The following is a 16,257-nucleotide window of genomic DNA, read 5'->3' as shown; positions in this document are numbered from 1 at the left end:
GTACGGCAAGGCTTCGACCCGTCGCTCAGAGCGCGCGGAACGCTTCGCTGTGGCGCGCCCAGACTGCGTACATCGCGAGCGCGGCAATCAGCAGGCCGGCGATGATGATGAGGTCGGTCGGTTTCGTGGCTGTGGCCAGCGTCGTGTAGAGCGTGTACGCGGCGCCCGCCACCGCGACGAGCGGCGTCACGGGCCACAACGGCATCCGGTAATGATGCTCGACGTCGCGGCGCACGAACCGGCTCGCGAGCGCGGCCAGCCCGACGACCAGGTAGATCAGCAGCAGCAGGTCGACCGTGAACGCGGTCAGCTCGTCGAGGCTCGACACGAACACGAGCCCCGCCGACGGCACCGCGAGCGCGAGGGTCGCGAGCCACGGCGATTCGAGACGCGGGTGGATCGTCGAGAAGGCACGGTTGCAGGTGCGCGACCAGAGCGCATGCCGGCCGCTGCTGTACAGCAGCCGGCCCATCGTGATCACGATCGCGATGATCGCGTTGAACACCGACAGGAAGATCCCGCCGCTGACCACGCGCGACACCGCCGGGTTGCTCAGCGAACGCACGACATAGCCGATCGGGTCGGCACTCTTCGTCAGCTCGGTCAGCGAAGGCGCGCCGAGCACGATCGCGGTGAGCGGAATCAGTTCGACGACGAGGATCACGAGCAGCGAGTAGATCACTGCCTTCGCGACATTGCGGTTGCCGCCGCGCAGGTCTTCCGCGAGATACGCGGCCGATCCGAAGCCGTTGTAGCAGAAGATCGCCGTGCCGATCGCCGGAACGATCGCGGCCAGCGTCGCGGGCACGAGCGCGTTGCCGCTCGCGACGACCGGCGCGACCAGCGCGTCGGCGCTGCGATGCGGGGAACCGAAGCCGAGGCCCGCGATCAGCATCAGCACGCCGATCTCGACCACCAGGAACGCGCCCGTGATCCACGCGTTCGTCTTGATGTTCAGCATGCCGAGCAGGTAGCTGAGCAGCACGATCGTCAACGCGACCGACTGGTTGCTGAAGTGCGTGCCGAGCGCATTGTTCAGGTATGGCGCGGCGCCGCTCGCGAGCACGGCCGGGATAAACACGCTGACGGACAGCACCGTGATGAAGGTGAGGTAGCCGGGCAGCGTGCCGAACACGCGCTTGGCCATCACATACTCGCCGCCCGCGCTGCGGTGCGCGGCGCTGAGTTCCGCGTAGCAGAGCGCGAACGCGAGCGCGAGCACGCCGCCGAGCAGGAACGACAGCACGGCACCGCTGCCGGCCTGCTGGATCGCGAACGGCGCGATCACGAAGATCGAGCTCGCGGGCGTCACGCCCGATACGGTGATCATCACCGCGTCGCGCACGCTGAGCGTCTGCGACAGCGCGCGCGGCGCGTCCTCCGTTGCAGGCGCCGCTTGCAGCGTGCCCGTCGATTCCGACATCATCGCCATCTCGTTCTCCTGTGCTGCACTTTTTTGAACGCCCATACTCGGGCCCGACTGATTGCGTGGCAGTCTAGGAAGCCAATTTCAGGACCGCTATTCCCCCTTCGTGTTACGCCCTTCCGGTGGTGGTATGGATCGTCTCTTTTCCGAAATCGCGATGCACCAGGCGCTCGGCCGCGCAATCGATCACCTCGGCCAGCCGCGCTTCTGGCGCTTCCTGGTGCTGCTGCTCAATGAAATGGCGCCGTTCGACAATGCGCTCGCGACCGCGATCGGCCCCGACGGGGTGCCGCTCGTGCTCGAGGAATACGACACGGGCGGCACCGATGCCGCGTCGCCCGTGCCGCTCTACCTGAACGGCGTGTATCTGCTCGACCCGTTCCTGCAGGCCGCGCACGACGGGCTCGCAGATGGCTGTTACCGGCTCGAGGAAGTCGCGCCCGACCTGTTCCGGCAGAGCGAGTATTTCCTGAGCTATTTCCGCGACGCGGTGGGCGACGACGAGATCCAGATCCTCGTGCGGCCGAGCGCCGACATGCTGCTGTCGCTGTCGCTGGGCGCGAGCACGCGTTTCGACGTCGAGCCGCTCGGCAAGCTGACGGCCGCGATGCCGTGGGTGCTCGCGGCGATCCGGCAGCACTGGCGGCTGGTGGGCGACGCCGCACGCGCGACGCCCGACGCCGATCTCGGCGCGCGGGTCGAGCAGGCACTCGCCCGCTTCGGCGCAGGCGTGCTGACCGATCGCGAGATGTCGATCGCGAGAATGGTGCTGCGCGGCAACTCGTCGAAGGCGATCGCCGAGCGGCTCGCGATTTCGCCGGAAACGGTGAAGGTGCACCGGCGGCACCTGTACGCGAAGCTCGGGATTTCATCGCAGCCCGAGCTGTTCTCGCGCTTCATCCAGGCGCTGGGGGAAGACGCGGCCGGATGACCTTCCCGAGCCGGACGGATGGCAACCGGCGGTCTTCACGTTTCTGCGGGAACCCGACGCCACGGCCGGGAATGCCGGCGGCACAGCATCCGACATGCGAGATTCAATGGAACGAACGGTTCTTATTCGTATGCGTTGCCGCGGCGGCGCTGAGCAGCCTGCTGTTGCTGTTGCGACCGAAGGACAGGCAGGCGGCGAACGTCGAGCCGCCGCCGGCTGCGCGATAGCCGGCGCGCGAACGCCGCGCGATGCTGCTCACCCGGCCTTCGGGCAGCGGCATGCGCATGCGCGGCTCACCGCTACCGCCACTTCGCGCCGAGTTGCGCGAGCCCGGCGTTCCGGAGATCGTCCGGCAACATCACCACGCGGAACTCGCAGTCGGCATTCAACATCAGGAACCACGGCTCCGCGAGCGCGGGGATCTGCGACGGGTCATCCACGTTGACGATCGCGACCGCCCCGCGACCGCCGCCCTGCTCCGTGAAATACACGGCCTCCGGCTTGACCGCTTCGAGTATTCGCGAGATCACGTCGCCGACGCTGCCGTCCCGCACCAGCGTGTTGAACGGCTCGTGAGGGATTCGTATGTTGAGAAGCATGCGCATGACCATCCTCCTTGGGCGTCACCCGGCCTGGGCTCTTCAAGCATAGGTGCTGCGCGATGCCGCGCCAGTGGCGCCGAAAGCGGTTGGCGGCACGCCTTCACATTCCGACGATTCGACGACACCGCATCGCGCGCACGGCATGCGCTCGCGCGATGCAGGCCCCGTCGAATCGGCCGCTCTTGCCCCCGTCATTCGGAGACCGTATCGGCCGCCAGCTCCGTCGGCGCGATCGCCAGATGCAACGCCTGCCGCGGTCGCAGCGTCACGTTCAGCACCGCGCGCGGCGGCGCCATGCCGGGCGGCACCGACAGCACGTAGCGCTGCAGGACCATGGCGGCCACGACCGTCATCTCCGTCATCGCCAGATGCTGCCCGAGGCACACGCGCGGTCCCGTGCCGAACGGCATGTAGGCACCGCGAGGCAACGCCGGCGCATCGGCACCGAAGCGTTCGGGGCGGAACGTATCGGGCTCGGGGAACCATCGAGGATCGCGCTGCATCAGTTGCAGCGGCAGCATGAACAGCGTGCGCGCGGGAAACTGCCACGCGCCCAGCGCGATCGGCCGCGCTGCGCGACGGCTGATCAGGATCGGCGCGGACGGGTACAGGCGCAGCGTTTCGTCGAGCGTCTGCGACAGGTAACGCAACGACGCGCGCGTCTCTGAGGACGGCGCACGACCGCCCAGCACGCGGGACACCTCGTCGCGCGCGGCGGCTTGCACGGCCGGATTCGCGGCCATGCACCATGCCCACCAGGTCAGCGCCCCGGCGGTCGTCTCGTGGCCGGCCAGGAACGCCGTCACGCATTCGTCGTGCACGGCCCGCAGCGGCCATTTCCGCGCATCGGCCCGATGCAGCCGCAACAGGCGTGACAGCAGATCGTCGGGCCAGGTACGCTCGGGCCGGTCGAGGCGCGCATACAGCTGCCGGTCGATCAGCCCTTTCAGCACCGCCATCGCGCGTGCCGTGCGGCGCTTCCACGGCACCCAGCTCGGCGTGTTCACCGGCTGGTAAAACGCCGCGTTCGCCGCGGCGCTCACCACGCGCACCGCCTCTTCGGCCGCGCGCGCATCGTCGCCGATCGTATCGGAGAACATCGTGCGCATGATCACGTCCATCGCCAGCGACGTCAGCGCGCTTTCGATCGGCCACTCCGGATCATGCGCGGGCCATTGCGCGAGGGCGTGACCGGCCGTCGCCGCGATCGCCGGAACGAACGCCTGAACCGGCTTCGGCATGAAGCCGGGCTGCAGCGCCTGCCGCTTGTCGCGCCACGCATCGCCCTCGGCGACCAGCACGCTTTGGCCGTGGACCTCCGCGAAGACGCGGATGGCGTGCTCCCAGCGCCCGAGCGCATCGTGGTGCGTGACCAGCAGCTCGCGCACGAGCGCCGGATCGGTCACGACCACGGCATGCTCGGGCCACACGCGCAAGTGCACGACGTCGCCGTAGGTGCGCTGCCAGTCGCCAAGCGCGCCGATCAGGTCACGCGACATCGTGCGCAGCAACCCCCAACCCGTCAGGCCGGCGGGCGGCCCCGGCGGCCATACGCCGGGCGGGTGAAGCACGGGCGCCGGCGCAGCGGTGCCCGCGTGGAATGGACATGGGGAGGAGGATCGTGTGTTCATGTGCCGGATTCTCCGCATCGGTGCGGCGGCGGTCTTGAACGCAAACGACATCGACACGCGTTGGCCCCGTCCCTATACTGCGGCGTCATGTTCTCCGGCCCGCCATCGATTCCGCCATCATGCCCCGATCCGCTTGCCCGCGCCCCTCGCGTCGCGGGCGGCGGGCCGCTGCCGCATGCGCGGCTGCATCCCGCGCCTGCCGCGCTGCAGGGCGCGGTGGTCGCGATCGTTCTGTGCGACACGCGCGGCGTCGCGTCGAGCGACGCGCAACGGCTTTCGCATTTTCCGGCCACGCCGCTCGTCTGCGTGTCGTGGTACCGGGGTCTCGACGTGGGCTTCATCGAACCCGCCCCCGACGGCCCGCGATGGCGCTCCTTCGGCGCGGCGGCGACGCTGTCGGGCAGCCATTCGGCCCCCACCGTCGCGTGGGCGCCGACAGGCGGGCTGATCGGCATGATCTGTTTCACCGCCGATGCCGCGCGGACGTTGTTCGGCATCGCGCTGCCGGACGTCCACGACCGCGTGCTCGACGCACACGCGTGCCTCGGCCGCGACTGGCACCCGCTGCTCGATGCACTGCTCGGCGCGGATGGCGACGCGGACGTGCTGGCGGCGATCGATCGTCATCTCGCGCCTCGCTGGCGGGCGCTGCGGCCCGCGACGCCGCTGTCTTCGCTTCGCAATGCAGGGCGCAGCTGGGTCGAGCGTCTCGCGCTGCAGGCGCGCGAGTGGCGCGGCACGCACAGCCCGCGCCAGGTCGAACGGCGCATCAAGACCTACAGCGGCCGATCGCTGCGCGAATGGCAGGCGCTCGTCAGGACGGAAAGCGCGTTCTTCGCGGCGCGCGACCGGTTCGAAGCCGGCACCGCGTTCAACTGGGCGACGCTCGCACTCGACGAAGGATTCGCCGACCAGGCGCACCTGAGCCGCGAGGTCAAGCGCATCACGGGATTCTCGCCGAGCGAATTCACGCAGCGCTTCATCGACGACGAATCGTTCTGGATGTACCGGCTGTGGGTGTGACGCACGGCGGCTTCACGGCCCCGGCCGCGCGAATGAGCCATACATTCCAAGAGTAGAATGTTGGGCATTAACAGGCGCCATGCCTGCCCCGCCCGATCAACCCGCCACCCGCATCATTCCAGGAGCCCGTGATTGAACCCGTCGCCGCCCGCCGAACGCAAAGGGGTTGCCCTTTATGCGCGGATTGCCAGCCTGCTTCGCGGACGAATCCATCAAGGCGAATGGAAGCGCGGCGACCAGTTGCCGCCGATTCCCGAGCTGTGCGCGTTCTATCAGGCGGGCACGATCACGGTGCGCCAGGCGCTGGCCGAACTGAGCGCCGAAGGGCTCGTGAGCAGTGCCCGCGGGCGCGGCACGTTCGTCACGGCCGACGTCGTCTCTCCCCCGGATAACCCGGCGCTGCGCGCCGCGATCAACGATCCGCTGCAACTCGCACCCGGCCAGACCCTGCGCGTGCTGCTGCGCGAAGCCGTGACCGCGCTGCCCGCCGCGTTGCAAACGGGCCAACCCATGCGCGCCGCCTACATGCGGATCCGCACGCTTCAACTGCACGACGGCGCACCTTACGGCGTGATGGACAGCTACGTCGCGCGGGAAACCTACGACCGGTTTCCGAAGGGCAGCGACGCGCGGCGCAAGGTCGGCTATCTCGTCCGTCAATACAACCGTCTTCCGCTCGCGAAGGCCCGCCAGGAAATCACGGCCGCCTATGCGGACCAGGAGACGGCCGACCTGCTCGCGTCGGACGGTGCCGACTTCAGCATGGCCGACATGCTGATTCGCATGCGCCGCTGGTGGACCGACGGCGACGGCTGCATTGTCCATGCGGGGCTCTACCTGTATCGCGCCGACCGTTTCGTGCTCGACATCACGCACGATCTCGACGGCAACGACCGGAGCGCCGACTTGATCCCGTCACCGCGCGCCGGTACCCGGAAAGGCGCGCGCAAACCGGCGGCCTGACCCGCCTGCCCCGCCGGCCCTTCAAGCCGCCGCGTCGCCATCGCCGTCGCACATCGCCCCGTAGACCCAATGCCGCAGATCGCGGCGAATCCGGTATGTCGTCGACGGCAGAAGCTGCGTCATGAACACCACGATCAGGTCCTCGGCCGGGTCGATCCAGAAAGCCGTGCTGGCGCCACCGCCCCAGAAGTAATCGCCGACGCTGCCTGGCTGCATCGTCGCGGCAAGGTCCTGCGTCACGGCGAAGCCGAGCCCGAACCCGAGCCCCGGATACACGGCCTCGCTGAACGTGGAGCGCGACATCCGGTCGAGCGTCCGGCCGCCCGGCAGATGGTTGATCGTCATGAGTTCGACGGTCTTGGGGCTCAGGATCCGGTGCCCGTCGATCGAACCGCGGTTCAGCAGCATCCGGCAGAAGCGCAGGTAATCGCCGGCCGTCGACACGAGCCCGCTGCCGCCCGAAGCCAGCGCCGGCGGCCGGCGAAACGCGCTGGCCGCCGGGTCGTCCTGCAGCACGAGAGCGCCATCCGGGCCCGGGCAATAACACGCGCACAGGCGCTCGGCCTGCGCGTCCGGCACGAAGAAACCGGTGTCGGGCATGCCGATGGGATCGAACAGCACCTGCTTCAGGTAGTCGGCAAACGGCTGCCCGGAGATCTTCTCGACGAGATAGCCGAGCACGTGCGTCGCGACCGAATAATTCCACGCTTCGCCCGGCGAGTAGTCGAGCGGCAGCCCGGCCAGATCCGCGATCATGCCGTCGAGACCGCCCGGGTTGCCCGGTTCGCCGATCGCGAGTTCGCGGTACGCGGCATCGACGTTCGTCCTGGCCTGGAAGAAATACGACAACCCCGCCGTGTGGCGCAGCAGATCCACCATCAGCATCTCGCGCGCGACCGGCCGGGTCTGGAACCCGCCGAGGCTCCGTGCGCCGGCCACGGCGACGCCCAGATTCTTCCACGCCGGAATCACGCTCGACACGGGATCGTCGAGCGCCACCCGCCCCTGCTCGACCAGCGTCATGAACGCGACGCTCGTGATCGGCTTGGTCATCGAATAGATGCGGAAAATCGCGTCCTCGCGCATCGGCTTCGCGCGCTCGACGTCCATGGAACCGACGACGTTCACGTGCGCCAGCTCGCCACGGCGATGGATCATCGTCACCGCCCCCGGCAAGCGCCCGGACGCCACGTACCGTTCGTTCAGCCGCATGTCGAGCGCCTTCAGCCGCTGCGACGACAAACCCGGATATGCCACCTTGGTCATGCCCCTGCCCCTCTTTCCACTTCGGTCTCGACGCGCCGGAACCCGCGCCCGCCTCGCTTCAGGCAGCGCGCTTGTCCGATCCAAACATTCTAAAAATAGAACTATATCATTTTAAAGAATGTCCGAACCGGCGCGACGCGTCGGCAACATGCGGCGCGCGTCATGTGGGCCGGTTGCCCGATTCGGGACGCGCGGGCATGATGTCGCGAACCCTGGCGGCTGCCTTGCGAACCGTTTCCCCCGTCGCATTGCCAATGCGCCGGCCGGGCTGCGTTTCGCACACGACTGCCTCTTCCCACCTCAGCCCGCTTATGTCACTCCGCGCCTTCAGAACGCTGGTCGCCATCGCCCGATACCGGACTTTCGCGCGCGCCGGCGAAGCCATCGGCCTCACGCAATCGGCGGTGAGCCTGCAGATCAAGACGCTCGAAAGCGAATACAACGTGCAGTTGTTCGATCGCTCGCGCCGGCAGCCGGTGCTCACCGAGGCCGGCAACATCCTGCTCGCGCAGGCCGAGCAGGTGCTCGCGATGGTCGACCGGATTCCCGATGCGCTCAGCGACGAGAAGAAGCTCGTCGGCCGCCTGCGGATCGGCGCGATCCAGACCGCGCTGTCGGGCCCGCTGCCCGACGCGCTGCTCGCGCTGCGCGCAGCGCACCCTGGGCTGCGCGTACACGTGTCGGCCGGCATGTCGGCCGAACTGGCGAACCGTGTCGCGGCCGGCGAACTCGATGCGGCGATCACGACACGCCCCGTGCGCCCACATCCGGCGGAACTCACGTGGACCACGCTGTACGAGGATCGCTTCTGGCTGCTCGCGCCGCCGGACCAGACGGAACGCGACGCGGGCACGCTGCTCGGCGCGCTGCCGTTCATCCGCTTCGATGCGCAGGCGTGGGCCGGCCGCATGATCGCCGCCGAACTGCGCCGCATCGGCGTGCGGGTGCGCGAGGAGATGGTGCTGGACAGCGCGGAAACGATCGCGCGCATGGTCGCGCGAGGGCTCGGCGCGGCGATCGTCGCACTCCCCGATTCGACGCTCGCGCGCCTGCCGCCCGTCACGCGCTTGCCGTTCGGTCAGCCGCAGATGGGGCGCGCGGTCGTCCTGCTCGAACACCAGTCGCGTCCGGCCGAACGTTTCGCACGTGCGCTGGCGGCCGAAGTCACCGCGTCATCGATGAGAATTTCTCATTGAACACCCGATAATTAACCATTATTCCTGTTGTTTGCGCGTGTTAACTTGGCGGCATCGTCACTCTTTCGCTTGCGCGTCGCCATGTTGCCCGCCGGATGGATGCCCGCCTCGTTCCGCCGTTTTGCGTGCCTGCCGCTCACGGCAGCGCGTGTGGCCTGCACGGTCGCCCCGCCTCATGTGAAGGCGCCCCGATGATCGGCCCGATCCTGCTCGCGCTGGCGCCGGTCGCGCTGCTGGTCGCGTGCGGCCACGGCCTGCGGCGCACGGGCTTCATCGCCGACGCCTTCTGGCCGCAAGCCGAGCGGCTGTGCTACTACGTGCTGCTGCCCGCGCTGTTCGCGGACGGCCTCGCGAACGCGCGGCTGCAGGCACTGCCAGTTTTACCGCTCGCGGCGGCGCTGGTCGGGTCGACCGCACTCGCCGCGGCGCTTCTCCTGCTGGTTCGCCCGTTCGTGCGGGTCGACGGCGCCGGCTTCACGTCTGTGTTCCAGGGTGCCGTGCGCTTCAACAACTATGTCGGCACAGCACTCGCGGCCGGGTTGTTCGGCGCAAAAGGCATCGCGCTCGCGGCCGTGTGCGTCGCGGCGATCGTCCCGACCGTCAACCTGATGTGCGTGCTCGTATTCGCGCGCTACGGCGACACGCGGCTCGGCGCGGCGGCCCTCGTGCGCCAGATCCTGTCGAATCCGCTCGTCGTCGCGTGCGCGCTCGGGATCGCGATGCAGGCCGGCGGCGTCGCGTTCCCGGCGGCCGTCGAGCCGGCCGTGCGCGCGCTCGGCGTCGCGTCGATGCCGCTCGGCCTGCTGTGCGTGGGCGCGGCACTGAAATTCGATGCGGCGCGTGCGTGGCTGCAGCCGGTCTGCGTCGCGTCGGCGTTCAAGTTCATGGCGATGCCGCTCATCACGCTCGCCGCCGGCCGCCTGTTCGGGCTCGGCGATGCGGCGCTGACGGTCGCGCTGCTGTTCCAGGCGCTGCCGACGTCGTCGGCGTCGTACATCATGGCGCGCCAGCTCGGCGGCGACGCGCCGCTGATGGCCGGCATCACCGCGTTCCAGACGATCGCGGCGGCGCTCGCGATGCCCGTCGTGCTGACCGCGCTCGCGTCGGCACCCGCGTTTCGCTGACGACGCAACGACCGCCCATTTCCCCCTGAATCCAGCCTGCACGCGGGCCATCGCGCGATTCGGCATAACCGGCCGCGCGCGCTCGTTCACGCGTTGCCGCAGGCGCTCACCGAGAAACCCCGTCACATGAATGCTCCCGCCCCGCCCGCCGCCATCGCCGCCACCCGGCCGCACGCGGCCGTCTACGTGAAGCTCACGCTCGTCGCGCTGTTCTGGGGCGGGACGTTCATCGCGGGCCGGATCCTCGCCGCGACGATGTCCGCGACCTCGGCGGCCACCGGCCGCTTCGCGATCGCCGCGCTGATGCTGGTCGTGCTGATGTGGAAGATCGAAGGCGGGCTGCCGAAGCTGAGCGGCCGCCAGGTCGTGACGACCTTCGGCCTCGGCGCGACCGGCATCTTCCTGTACAACGTGTGTTTTTTCGCGGCGCTCGCGCGGATGCCGGCGGGCCGCACCGCGCTGTTCGTCGCGTTGAACCCGGTCGCCACCGCCGTGCTGCTGTCGATCGTCGTGCGCGGGGAACGCCTGTCGCTGTCGCGCTGGGCCGGCATCGCCGTCGCGCTGTTCGGCGCGCTGGTCGTGATCAGCCGCGGCGAATTGCTGCGGGTGCTGACCGATCTCGGCAACACGTTCGGTGCCGGCGAACGCTTCATGCTGTGCGCGGTGCTGAGCTGGGCCGCCTACACCGTGATCGGCCGGCGCGCGCTCGACGGGCTGTCGCCGCTGGCGGCCACGACGTACGCGGCGCTGTGGGGCCTCGCGCTGCTGGTCGTCGCGCACCTGTTCGGCTCGCCCGCCGGCAGCGGCACGGCGCTGACGTGGCAGGCCGTCGCGTCGATGATCTATCTCGGCGCGATCGGCACGGTGGTCGCGTTCGTCTGGTATTCGCAGGGCATCCGCGAACTCGGGCCGGCCCGCGCGGCCGTGTTCACCAACCTGGTGCCCGTGTTCGGCGTGCTGCTGTCGGTCGCGCTGCTCGGCGAGCCGTTGTCGCCGTCGATGCTGGCGGGCGGTGCGCTCGTGATCGCGGGCGTCGCGCTGACCAATCGCGCGAAACGCTGATCCATGGGCGTGCGCGACGCGCACTCGGGGACGGATGCCGAATACCGGAGCGGCGCGCGGCGGCGATCACGCCCCGGTTCCGTGACGCAGACGGGCGGCCGCTACCGATATGCCCCCCGATACGCCCCCGATGTTCTCGCAGCCCCGCCAAAAACCGCCTATCGTGAATGGAGCGCTCCGTTTGCCGCCATTCGACCCTGCGTCGCTCGCACCGGCGGCGACGGCCCCGCGCTCCGGCACCATTCACCGCGATCCGGCGCACGCTCGCCCGTGCACGATCGCGGCCGCCCACCGGATTACAGGAGGCCCTCATGAAAGCCGCGCTGCTCGTCAGCTCCGCCCTGCTCGCCATTGCATCCGCATCGGCGTCGGCTCAAGGCTCGATCACGAAAGTCGAAAACGGTTCGCTCGTCGCCGCGAACGGGATGACCGTCTACACGTTCGACAAGGACAAGGCCAACGCCGGCACCAGCGCGTGCACGGGCCAGTGCGAATCCTTCTGGCCGCCCTACAAGGCCAGCGCGACCGACGTTCCGGTCGGGCCCTACACGATCGTCAAGCGCGACGACGGAAGCCCGCAATGGGCATACAAGGGCAAGCCGCTGTACTTCTTCTCGAAGGACATGAAACAGGGCGACCGCAACGGCGACAACTTCAAGGACATGTGGCACGTGGTCGCGCCGTAAGCGTCGTCCCGCCGTCTTCCGCGCCCGCCTCGAGGACGTAAAAAAGCCCGCCCGGATCGTCGATCCGGGCGGGCCTGCCGGCCGCGTTGCGTCGTCCGCCCGCAGGCGGGCGATTTATGCGGCCGGGTAACGCATCAGCGGTTCGACGGGAAGCTGAACACCGTTCCTTCGCGCACGCCGGCCGACGGCCAGCGCTGCGTGATCGTCTTGCGCTTCGTGTAGAAACGCACGGCATCCGGGCCATACGCATGCAGGTCGCCGAACAGCGACCGCTTCCAGCCGCCGAACGAGTGATAGGCAACCGGCACCGGCAGCGGCACGTTGATGCCGACCATGCCGATCTGGATGTTGTCGCTGAAGTAGCGCGCGGCCTCGCCGTCGCGCGTGAACAGGCACGTGCCGTTGCCGTACTCGTGCGCGTCGATCAGCGCCATCGCCTCGTCGAGCGACTTCAGGCGAATCACGCCGAGCACGGGCCCGAAGATCTCGTGCTGGTAGATCGGCATGCCGGGCTTCACGTTGTCGAACAGGCACGGGCCGAGATAGTAGCCGCCGTCGTGGCCGTCGACCTTCACGCCGCGGCCGTCGACGACGAGCGTCGCGCCCGCCGCCACGCCGGCGTCGACGAAGCCCGTCACCTTCTCGAAATGCTGCTGCGTGACGAGCGGGCCCATGTCGACGCCCGCGCCGTTGCCCGGGCCGACCTTCATCTTCTCGATCTCGGCCTTCAGGCCCGCGACGACCTTGTCGCCCGTCTCGTCACCGATCGCGACGACCAGCGGAATCGCCATGCAGCGCTCGCCGCACGAACCGTACGCAGCGCCCATCAGCGCGTTCACCGCGTTGCCGATGTCGGCGTCCGGCATCACGACCGCGAAGTTCTTCGCGCCGCCGAGCGCCTGCACGCGCTTGCCGTGCGCGCAGCCGGTCGAATAGATGTATTCGGCGATCGGCGTCGAGCCGACGAAGCTCACGGCCTTCACGCGCGGGTCGGTCAGCAGCGTGTCGACCGCTTCCTTGTCGCCGTTCACGACGTTCAGCACGCCCGGCGGCAGGCCCGCTTCGAGCGCGAGCTCGGCCATGCGCAGCGTCGACGACGGCGTGCGCTCGGACGGCTTCAGCACGAACGTGTTGCCGCACGCGACGGCCATCGGCCACATCCACAGCGGCACCATCACCGGGAAGTTGAACGGCGTGATGCCGGCCGCGACGCCGAGCGCCTGGAACTCGCTCCACGAATCGATCGCGGGGCCGACGTTCTTGCTGTGCTCGCCCTTCAGCAGCTCGGGCACGTAGGTCGCGTATTCGACGTTCTCGATCCCGCGCTGCAGTTCGCCCATCGCATCGGCGAGCACCTTGCCGTGCTCGGCCGTGATCAGCGCGCACAGCTCGTCGGCGTGTTCCTCGAGCAGCGTCTTGAAGCGGCTCATCACGCGGGCGCGCTTCAGCGGCGGCGTGTTGCGCCAGGCCGGGAACGCGGCCTGCGCGGACGCGATCGCGGCTTCGACGGTCAGCTTGTCGGCGAGCGCGACGCTCTTGTGCGATTCGCCGGTCGCCGGGTCGAACACCGGCTGGACGCGGCTGCCGCCGTCGACGCGCTTGCCGTCGATCAGGTGGCCGACGGTGGAGGTCACATTGCTGTCGTGTTTCATCGTTGAGGCTCTTTCGTGAATGCGGTTGTCGGTCGGTGCGCGCCGCGGCTCAGTCCACTTCGTTCAGTGCGTCGGACAGCGCGTTGACCAGGTTGTCGATCTCGCGCTTCTCCGAGATGAACGGGGGCGCCAGCTGGATCGTGTCGCCGCCGTAGCGCACGTAGAAGCCCTTCGCCCAGCAGCGCATCGCGATCTCGTACGGGCGCCGTGCCGGCTCGCCCGGCAGTGCCGCGATCGTCAGGCCGGCAGCCAGCCCGTAGTTGCGGATGTCCGCGATATGGCGCTGGCCCTTCAGCCCGTGCACGGCCGCCTCGAAATGCGGCGCGAGATCGCGCACGCGGGCCACCGCGTCTTCCTTCACCAGCAGGTCGAGCGCCGCGACGCCGGCCGCGCACGCGACCGGATGCGCCGAATACGTGTAGCCGTGCGGAAACTCGAGCATGTACTCGGGGCCGCCTGCTGCCATGAACGTGTCGTAGATTTCCTTCGTCGCGACCACGCCGCCGAGCGGCTGCGCGCCGTTCGTCACCTGCTTCGCGAAGTTCAGGATGTCCGGCACCACGCCGAATGCGTCGGCGCCCGTCATCGCGCCGGCACGGCCGAAGCCCGTGATGACTTCGTCGAAAATCAGCAGGATGTCGTGCGCGGTACAGATGTCGCGCAGGCGCTTCAGATAACCCTTCGGCGGCACGACCACGCCCGCCGAACCGGAGAACGGCTCGACGATCACGGCCGCGATGTTCGACGCGTCGTGCAGCGCGATCAGGTCGAGCAGGCGGTCGGCCAGCTCGGCGCCGTGCTCGGGCATCCCGCGCGAGAACTTGTTTTCGGCGAGTTGCGTGTGCGGCAGGAAGTCGGCGTCGAGGCCCTGGCCGAACAGCTTGCGGTTCGGCCCGATCCCGCCGACCGAGATACCGCCGAAGTTCACGCCGTGATAACCCTTCTCGCGGCCGATCAGGCGCGTCTTCGTACCCTTGCCCTTCGCGCGCCAGTACGCGCGGGCCAGCTTCAGCGAGGTGTCGGCCGCTTCCGAGCCCGACCCCGTGAAGAACACGTAGTCGAGGCCGGCCGGCGTCAGTTCCTTGATCTTGTTGGCGAGCTCGAACGATTTTGGATGGCCGAACTGGAACGCCGGCGCGTAGTCGAGCTGCGCGACCTGGCGGCTCACGGCTTCGACGATTTCCGTGCGGCCGTGGCCGAGGCCCGTGCACCAGAGGCCCGACAGGCCGTCGAAGATCTTGCGGCCTTCGGCGTCCGTGTAATACGCGCCCTTGCCCGACACGATCATGCGCGGGTCGGCCTTGAACTGGCGGTTGGCCGTGAACGGCATCCAGTGCGCGTCGAGCCACGCGGCGTCGGTGCGGATGGTCGTGTCGTCCTGCTGCGCGGCGGTGGTGATGTCGGTCATGTCGGTCGGCGCGGCGCGCCCCTCCTTCTTGTGATGATGTTGCGCATTGTCGGGAGGCCAATTAGTCTCTTCAATATCGCAATATCAATGTTCACTTGCGCAACTATGCAAGCAAAGAAACCGAAGAGCCGCGCGCTGCTCGGGCAGCTCAGCGACATGGATCTCCGCCTGCTGCGGGTCTTCAAGGGCGTCGTGCAGTGCGGCGGGATGGCGGCGGCCGAACTGGAACTGAATATCGGCATCTCGACGATCAGCCGGCACGTGAAGGACCTGGAAACGCGCGTCGGCCTCGTGCTGTGCCGGCGCGGCCGCGCGGGCTTCACGCTGACGCCCGAGGGACAGACCGTATACGAGGAGACGCTGCGGCTGCTCGCGTCGATGGAAGCGTTTAGAAGCAGGATAGACGGCATTCACGACCGGATGGGCGGCGAATTGCACGTCGCGGTGTTCGACAAGACGGCCACCAACGCAAACGCCCGCCTCGGCGACGCGATCCGCCAGTTCGCCGACGAAGCGCCCGACGTCGCGCTGAACCTGCATGTCGCGTCGATCAACGAGGTCGAGCGCGGGATCATCGACGGCAGCTACCAGGTCGGGATCATTCCCGCGCACCGCAATTCCGGCAGCCTCGTGTATTCGGAGCTGTTCGACGAACGGATGCTGCTGTACTGCGGCCGCCAGCATCCGCTTTACGACGCGCCGCACGGCAAGCTCACGTGGACGACGATCCGCAACCACGCATTTGCGGGGCTCGGCTTCCATTCGCCGAACATGGAGCTGAGCCACCGCGCGAAGCTCACGCGCAGCGCGACCGCGTCGGATCAGGAGTCGATCGCGACGCTGATCCTGTCCGGCCGTTATCTCGGCTTCCTGCCCGACCATTACGCGGAAAGCTTCGAAAACAAGGGGCTGATGCAGCCGATCGCGCCGCACCGGTTCAATTACCGGTGCCGGTTCGTGAGCCTGCTGCGGCGCTCGCCGCGGCCGTCGCGGGCCGCGCTGCTGTTCCAGTCGTGTCTGGAAGCCGCGCACGCGGCGACGGCACGGCCGGCGGCGTAGGCGACTCACGCAAAGGATCGGGCTCCCGGCCGCCCGCCGTGCGGCAGCGTGCCGGCAATGAAGGGATCGACAAGCGCGGCGGCGGCACCAGCGCCCCGCCCGTTCGCCCCGGTCACACGCCGTCGAACCGGTCGCGCGCGCGGTCGGCTTGCGCTTGCGCGCGGCTGCGCTTCACGAAATGCGTCGCGACGAGCGCCGCGCCAAAACCGGACATCGCGCCGACGCCGA

15 protein-coding genes are annotated in these 16,257 nt (G+C 68.7%); 8 read left to right on the top strand and 7 right to left on the bottom strand.

From position 1 onward, the window contains the following. Window positions 1-25: 25 nt before the first annotated feature. Window positions 26-1,432 (bottom strand): APC family permease, encoded by a 1,407-nt coding sequence (locus DPV74_RS01165; RefSeq protein ID WP_059694935.1) that lies wholly within the window; start codon window positions 1,430-1,432, stop codon window positions 26-28. A gap of 124 nt (window positions 1,433-1,556) precedes the next feature. On the opposite strand from DPV74_RS01165, the gene DPV74_RS01160 reads away from it, so the two are divergent. Then, entirely contained in the window at window positions 1,557-2,357 is an 801-nt protein-coding gene (locus DPV74_RS01160) for a helix-turn-helix transcriptional regulator (protein WP_027791520.1), read from the top strand. Between the two features lie 103 nt (window positions 2,358-2,460). On the opposite strand, the gene DPV74_RS01155 is transcribed toward DPV74_RS01160, so the two are convergent. From DPV74_RS01155 to DPV74_RS01145, 3 genes are all read right to left on the bottom strand, one after another. Beyond that, window positions 2,461-2,643, bottom strand: a complete 183-nt coding sequence (locus DPV74_RS01155; protein WP_059694938.1) for a hypothetical protein — start codon at window positions 2,641-2,643, stop codon at window positions 2,461-2,463. A gap of 13 nt (window positions 2,644-2,656) precedes the next feature. Next, window positions 2,657-2,962, bottom strand: coding sequence for a Panthothenate synthetase (locus DPV74_RS01150; RefSeq protein ID WP_021159202.1), 306 nt, complete (start codon window positions 2,960-2,962; stop codon window positions 2,657-2,659). 188 nt (window positions 2,963-3,150) lie between these two features. Continuing rightward, window positions 3,151-4,590: a cytochrome P450 gene (locus DPV74_RS01145; protein ID WP_119336360.1), complete on the bottom strand. Its 1,440-nt coding sequence runs from the start codon at window positions 4,588-4,590 to the stop codon at window positions 3,151-3,153. An 87-nt stretch (window positions 4,591-4,677) separates the two neighbouring features. On the opposite strand from DPV74_RS01145, the gene DPV74_RS01140 reads away from it, so the two are divergent. Both DPV74_RS01140 and DPV74_RS01135 read left to right on the top strand, forming a co-directional pair. Then, window positions 4,678-5,613 carry a helix-turn-helix domain-containing protein gene (locus DPV74_RS01140; RefSeq protein ID WP_059694941.1) on the top strand — a complete coding sequence of 312 codons (936 nt, stop codon included), beginning with the start codon at window positions 4,678-4,680 and terminating at the stop codon, window positions 5,611-5,613. Window positions 5,614-5,745: 132 nt separating this feature from the next. Further along, window positions 5,746-6,576 carry a GntR family transcriptional regulator gene (locus tag DPV74_RS01135; protein ID WP_059694943.1) on the top strand — a complete coding sequence of 277 codons (831 nt, stop codon included), beginning with the start codon at window positions 5,746-5,748 and terminating at the stop codon, window positions 6,574-6,576. Window positions 6,577-6,597: 21 nt separating this feature from the next. Here DPV74_RS01135 and DPV74_RS01130 read toward each other — a convergent pair whose 3' ends face one another. Further along, window positions 6,598-7,842 carry a serine hydrolase gene (locus DPV74_RS01130; RefSeq protein ID WP_119336359.1) on the bottom strand — a complete coding sequence of 415 codons (1,245 nt, stop codon included), beginning with the start codon at window positions 7,840-7,842 and terminating at the stop codon, window positions 6,598-6,600. 311 nt (window positions 7,843-8,153) lie between these two features. On the opposite strand from DPV74_RS01130, the gene DPV74_RS01125 reads away from it, so the two are divergent. The 4 genes from DPV74_RS01125 to DPV74_RS01110 all read left to right on the top strand — a co-directional run bounded on the left by DPV74_RS01125 (window position 8,154) and on the right by DPV74_RS01110 (window position 11,910). Further along, the gene (locus DPV74_RS01125) at window positions 8,154-9,038 is read left to right on the top strand and encodes a LysR substrate-binding domain-containing protein (protein WP_027791516.1); all 885 of its coding nucleotides are present in this window, start codon (window positions 8,154-8,156) and stop codon (window positions 9,036-9,038) included. Window positions 9,039-9,229: 191 nt separating this feature from the next. Then, a complete protein-coding gene (locus tag DPV74_RS01120; protein WP_162922918.1) occupies window positions 9,230-10,162 on the top strand; it encodes an AEC family transporter in 933 nt (310 codons plus the stop codon). A 126-nt stretch (window positions 10,163-10,288) separates the two neighbouring features. After that, the gene (locus DPV74_RS01115) at window positions 10,289-11,224 is read left to right on the top strand and encodes a DMT family transporter (RefSeq protein WP_119336382.1); all 936 of its coding nucleotides are present in this window, start codon (window positions 10,289-10,291) and stop codon (window positions 11,222-11,224) included. A 311-nt stretch (window positions 11,225-11,535) separates the two neighbouring features. Next, window positions 11,536-11,910: a hypothetical protein gene (locus tag DPV74_RS01110; protein WP_021159211.1), complete on the top strand. Its 375-nt coding sequence runs from the start codon at window positions 11,536-11,538 to the stop codon at window positions 11,908-11,910. A gap of 134 nt (window positions 11,911-12,044) precedes the next feature. Here the strand turns inward: DPV74_RS01110 and DPV74_RS01105 are convergent, their stop codons facing one another. After that, complete coding sequence (locus tag DPV74_RS01105; protein ID WP_021159212.1) at window positions 12,045-13,562, bottom strand: CoA-acylating methylmalonate-semialdehyde dehydrogenase; 1,518 nt, start codon at window positions 13,560-13,562, stop codon at window positions 12,045-12,047. A 49-nt stretch (window positions 13,563-13,611) separates the two neighbouring features. After that, a complete protein-coding gene (locus tag DPV74_RS01100) occupies window positions 13,612-14,970 on the bottom strand; it encodes an aspartate aminotransferase family protein (RefSeq protein WP_027791512.1) in 1,359 nt (452 codons plus the stop codon). 105 nt (window positions 14,971-15,075) lie between these two features. Here DPV74_RS01100 and DPV74_RS01095 point away from each other — a divergent pair, with 105 nt between their 5' ends. Then, a complete protein-coding gene (locus tag DPV74_RS01095) occupies window positions 15,076-16,029 on the top strand; it encodes a LysR family transcriptional regulator (protein WP_021159214.1) in 954 nt (317 codons plus the stop codon). Window positions 16,030-16,257 lie beyond the last annotated feature (228 nt).

Origin of the sequence: Burkholderia sp. HAN2018, from assembly GCF_024704855.1 — a bacterium.
Taxonomy (GTDB): Bacteria; Pseudomonadota; Gammaproteobacteria; order Burkholderiales; family Burkholderiaceae; genus Burkholderia; species Burkholderia cepacia.
The sequence above is the reverse complement of the archived record's forward strand: the minus strand, read 5'-3'. Positions and strand labels throughout refer to the sequence as shown.

Coding starts and splice junctions, on each gene's coding strand:
- DPV74_RS01165 (WP_059694935.1), bottom strand. CDS start 1,432: ATGGCGATGATGTCGGAATCGACGGGCACGCTGCAAGCGGCGCCTGCA.
- DPV74_RS01160 (WP_027791520.1), top strand. CDS start 1,557: ATGGATCGTCTCTTTTCCGAAATCGCGATGCACCAGGCGCTCGGCCGC.
- DPV74_RS01155 (WP_059694938.1), bottom strand. CDS start 2,643: ATGCGCATGCCGCTGCCCGAAGGCCGGGTGAGCAGCATCGCGCGGCGT.
- DPV74_RS01150 (WP_021159202.1), bottom strand. CDS start 2,962: ATGCGCATGCTTCTCAACATACGAATCCCTCACGAGCCGTTCAACACG.
- DPV74_RS01145 (WP_119336360.1), bottom strand. CDS start 4,590: ATGAACACACGATCCTCCTCCCCATGTCCATTCCACGCGGGCACCGCT.
- DPV74_RS01140 (WP_059694941.1), top strand. CDS start 4,678: ATGTTCTCCGGCCCGCCATCGATTCCGCCATCATGCCCCGATCCGCTT.
- DPV74_RS01130 (WP_119336359.1), bottom strand. CDS start 7,842: ATGACCAAGGTGGCATATCCGGGTTTGTCGTCGCAGCGGCTGAAGGCG.
- DPV74_RS01125 (WP_027791516.1), top strand. CDS start 8,154: ATGTCACTCCGCGCCTTCAGAACGCTGGTCGCCATCGCCCGATACCGG.
- DPV74_RS01120 (WP_162922918.1), top strand. CDS start 9,230: ATGATCGGCCCGATCCTGCTCGCGCTGGCGCCGGTCGCGCTGCTGGTC.
- DPV74_RS01115 (WP_119336382.1), top strand. CDS start 10,289: ATGAATGCTCCCGCCCCGCCCGCCGCCATCGCCGCCACCCGGCCGCAC.
- DPV74_RS01110 (WP_021159211.1), top strand. CDS start 11,536: ATGAAAGCCGCGCTGCTCGTCAGCTCCGCCCTGCTCGCCATTGCATCC.
- DPV74_RS01105 (WP_021159212.1), bottom strand. CDS start 13,562: ATGAAACACGACAGCAATGTGACCTCCACCGTCGGCCACCTGATCGAC.
- DPV74_RS01100 (WP_027791512.1), bottom strand. CDS start 14,970: ATGACCGACATCACCACCGCCGCGCAGCAGGACGACACGACCATCCGC.
- DPV74_RS01095 (WP_021159214.1), top strand. CDS start 15,076: ATGCAAGCAAAGAAACCGAAGAGCCGCGCGCTGCTCGGGCAGCTCAGC.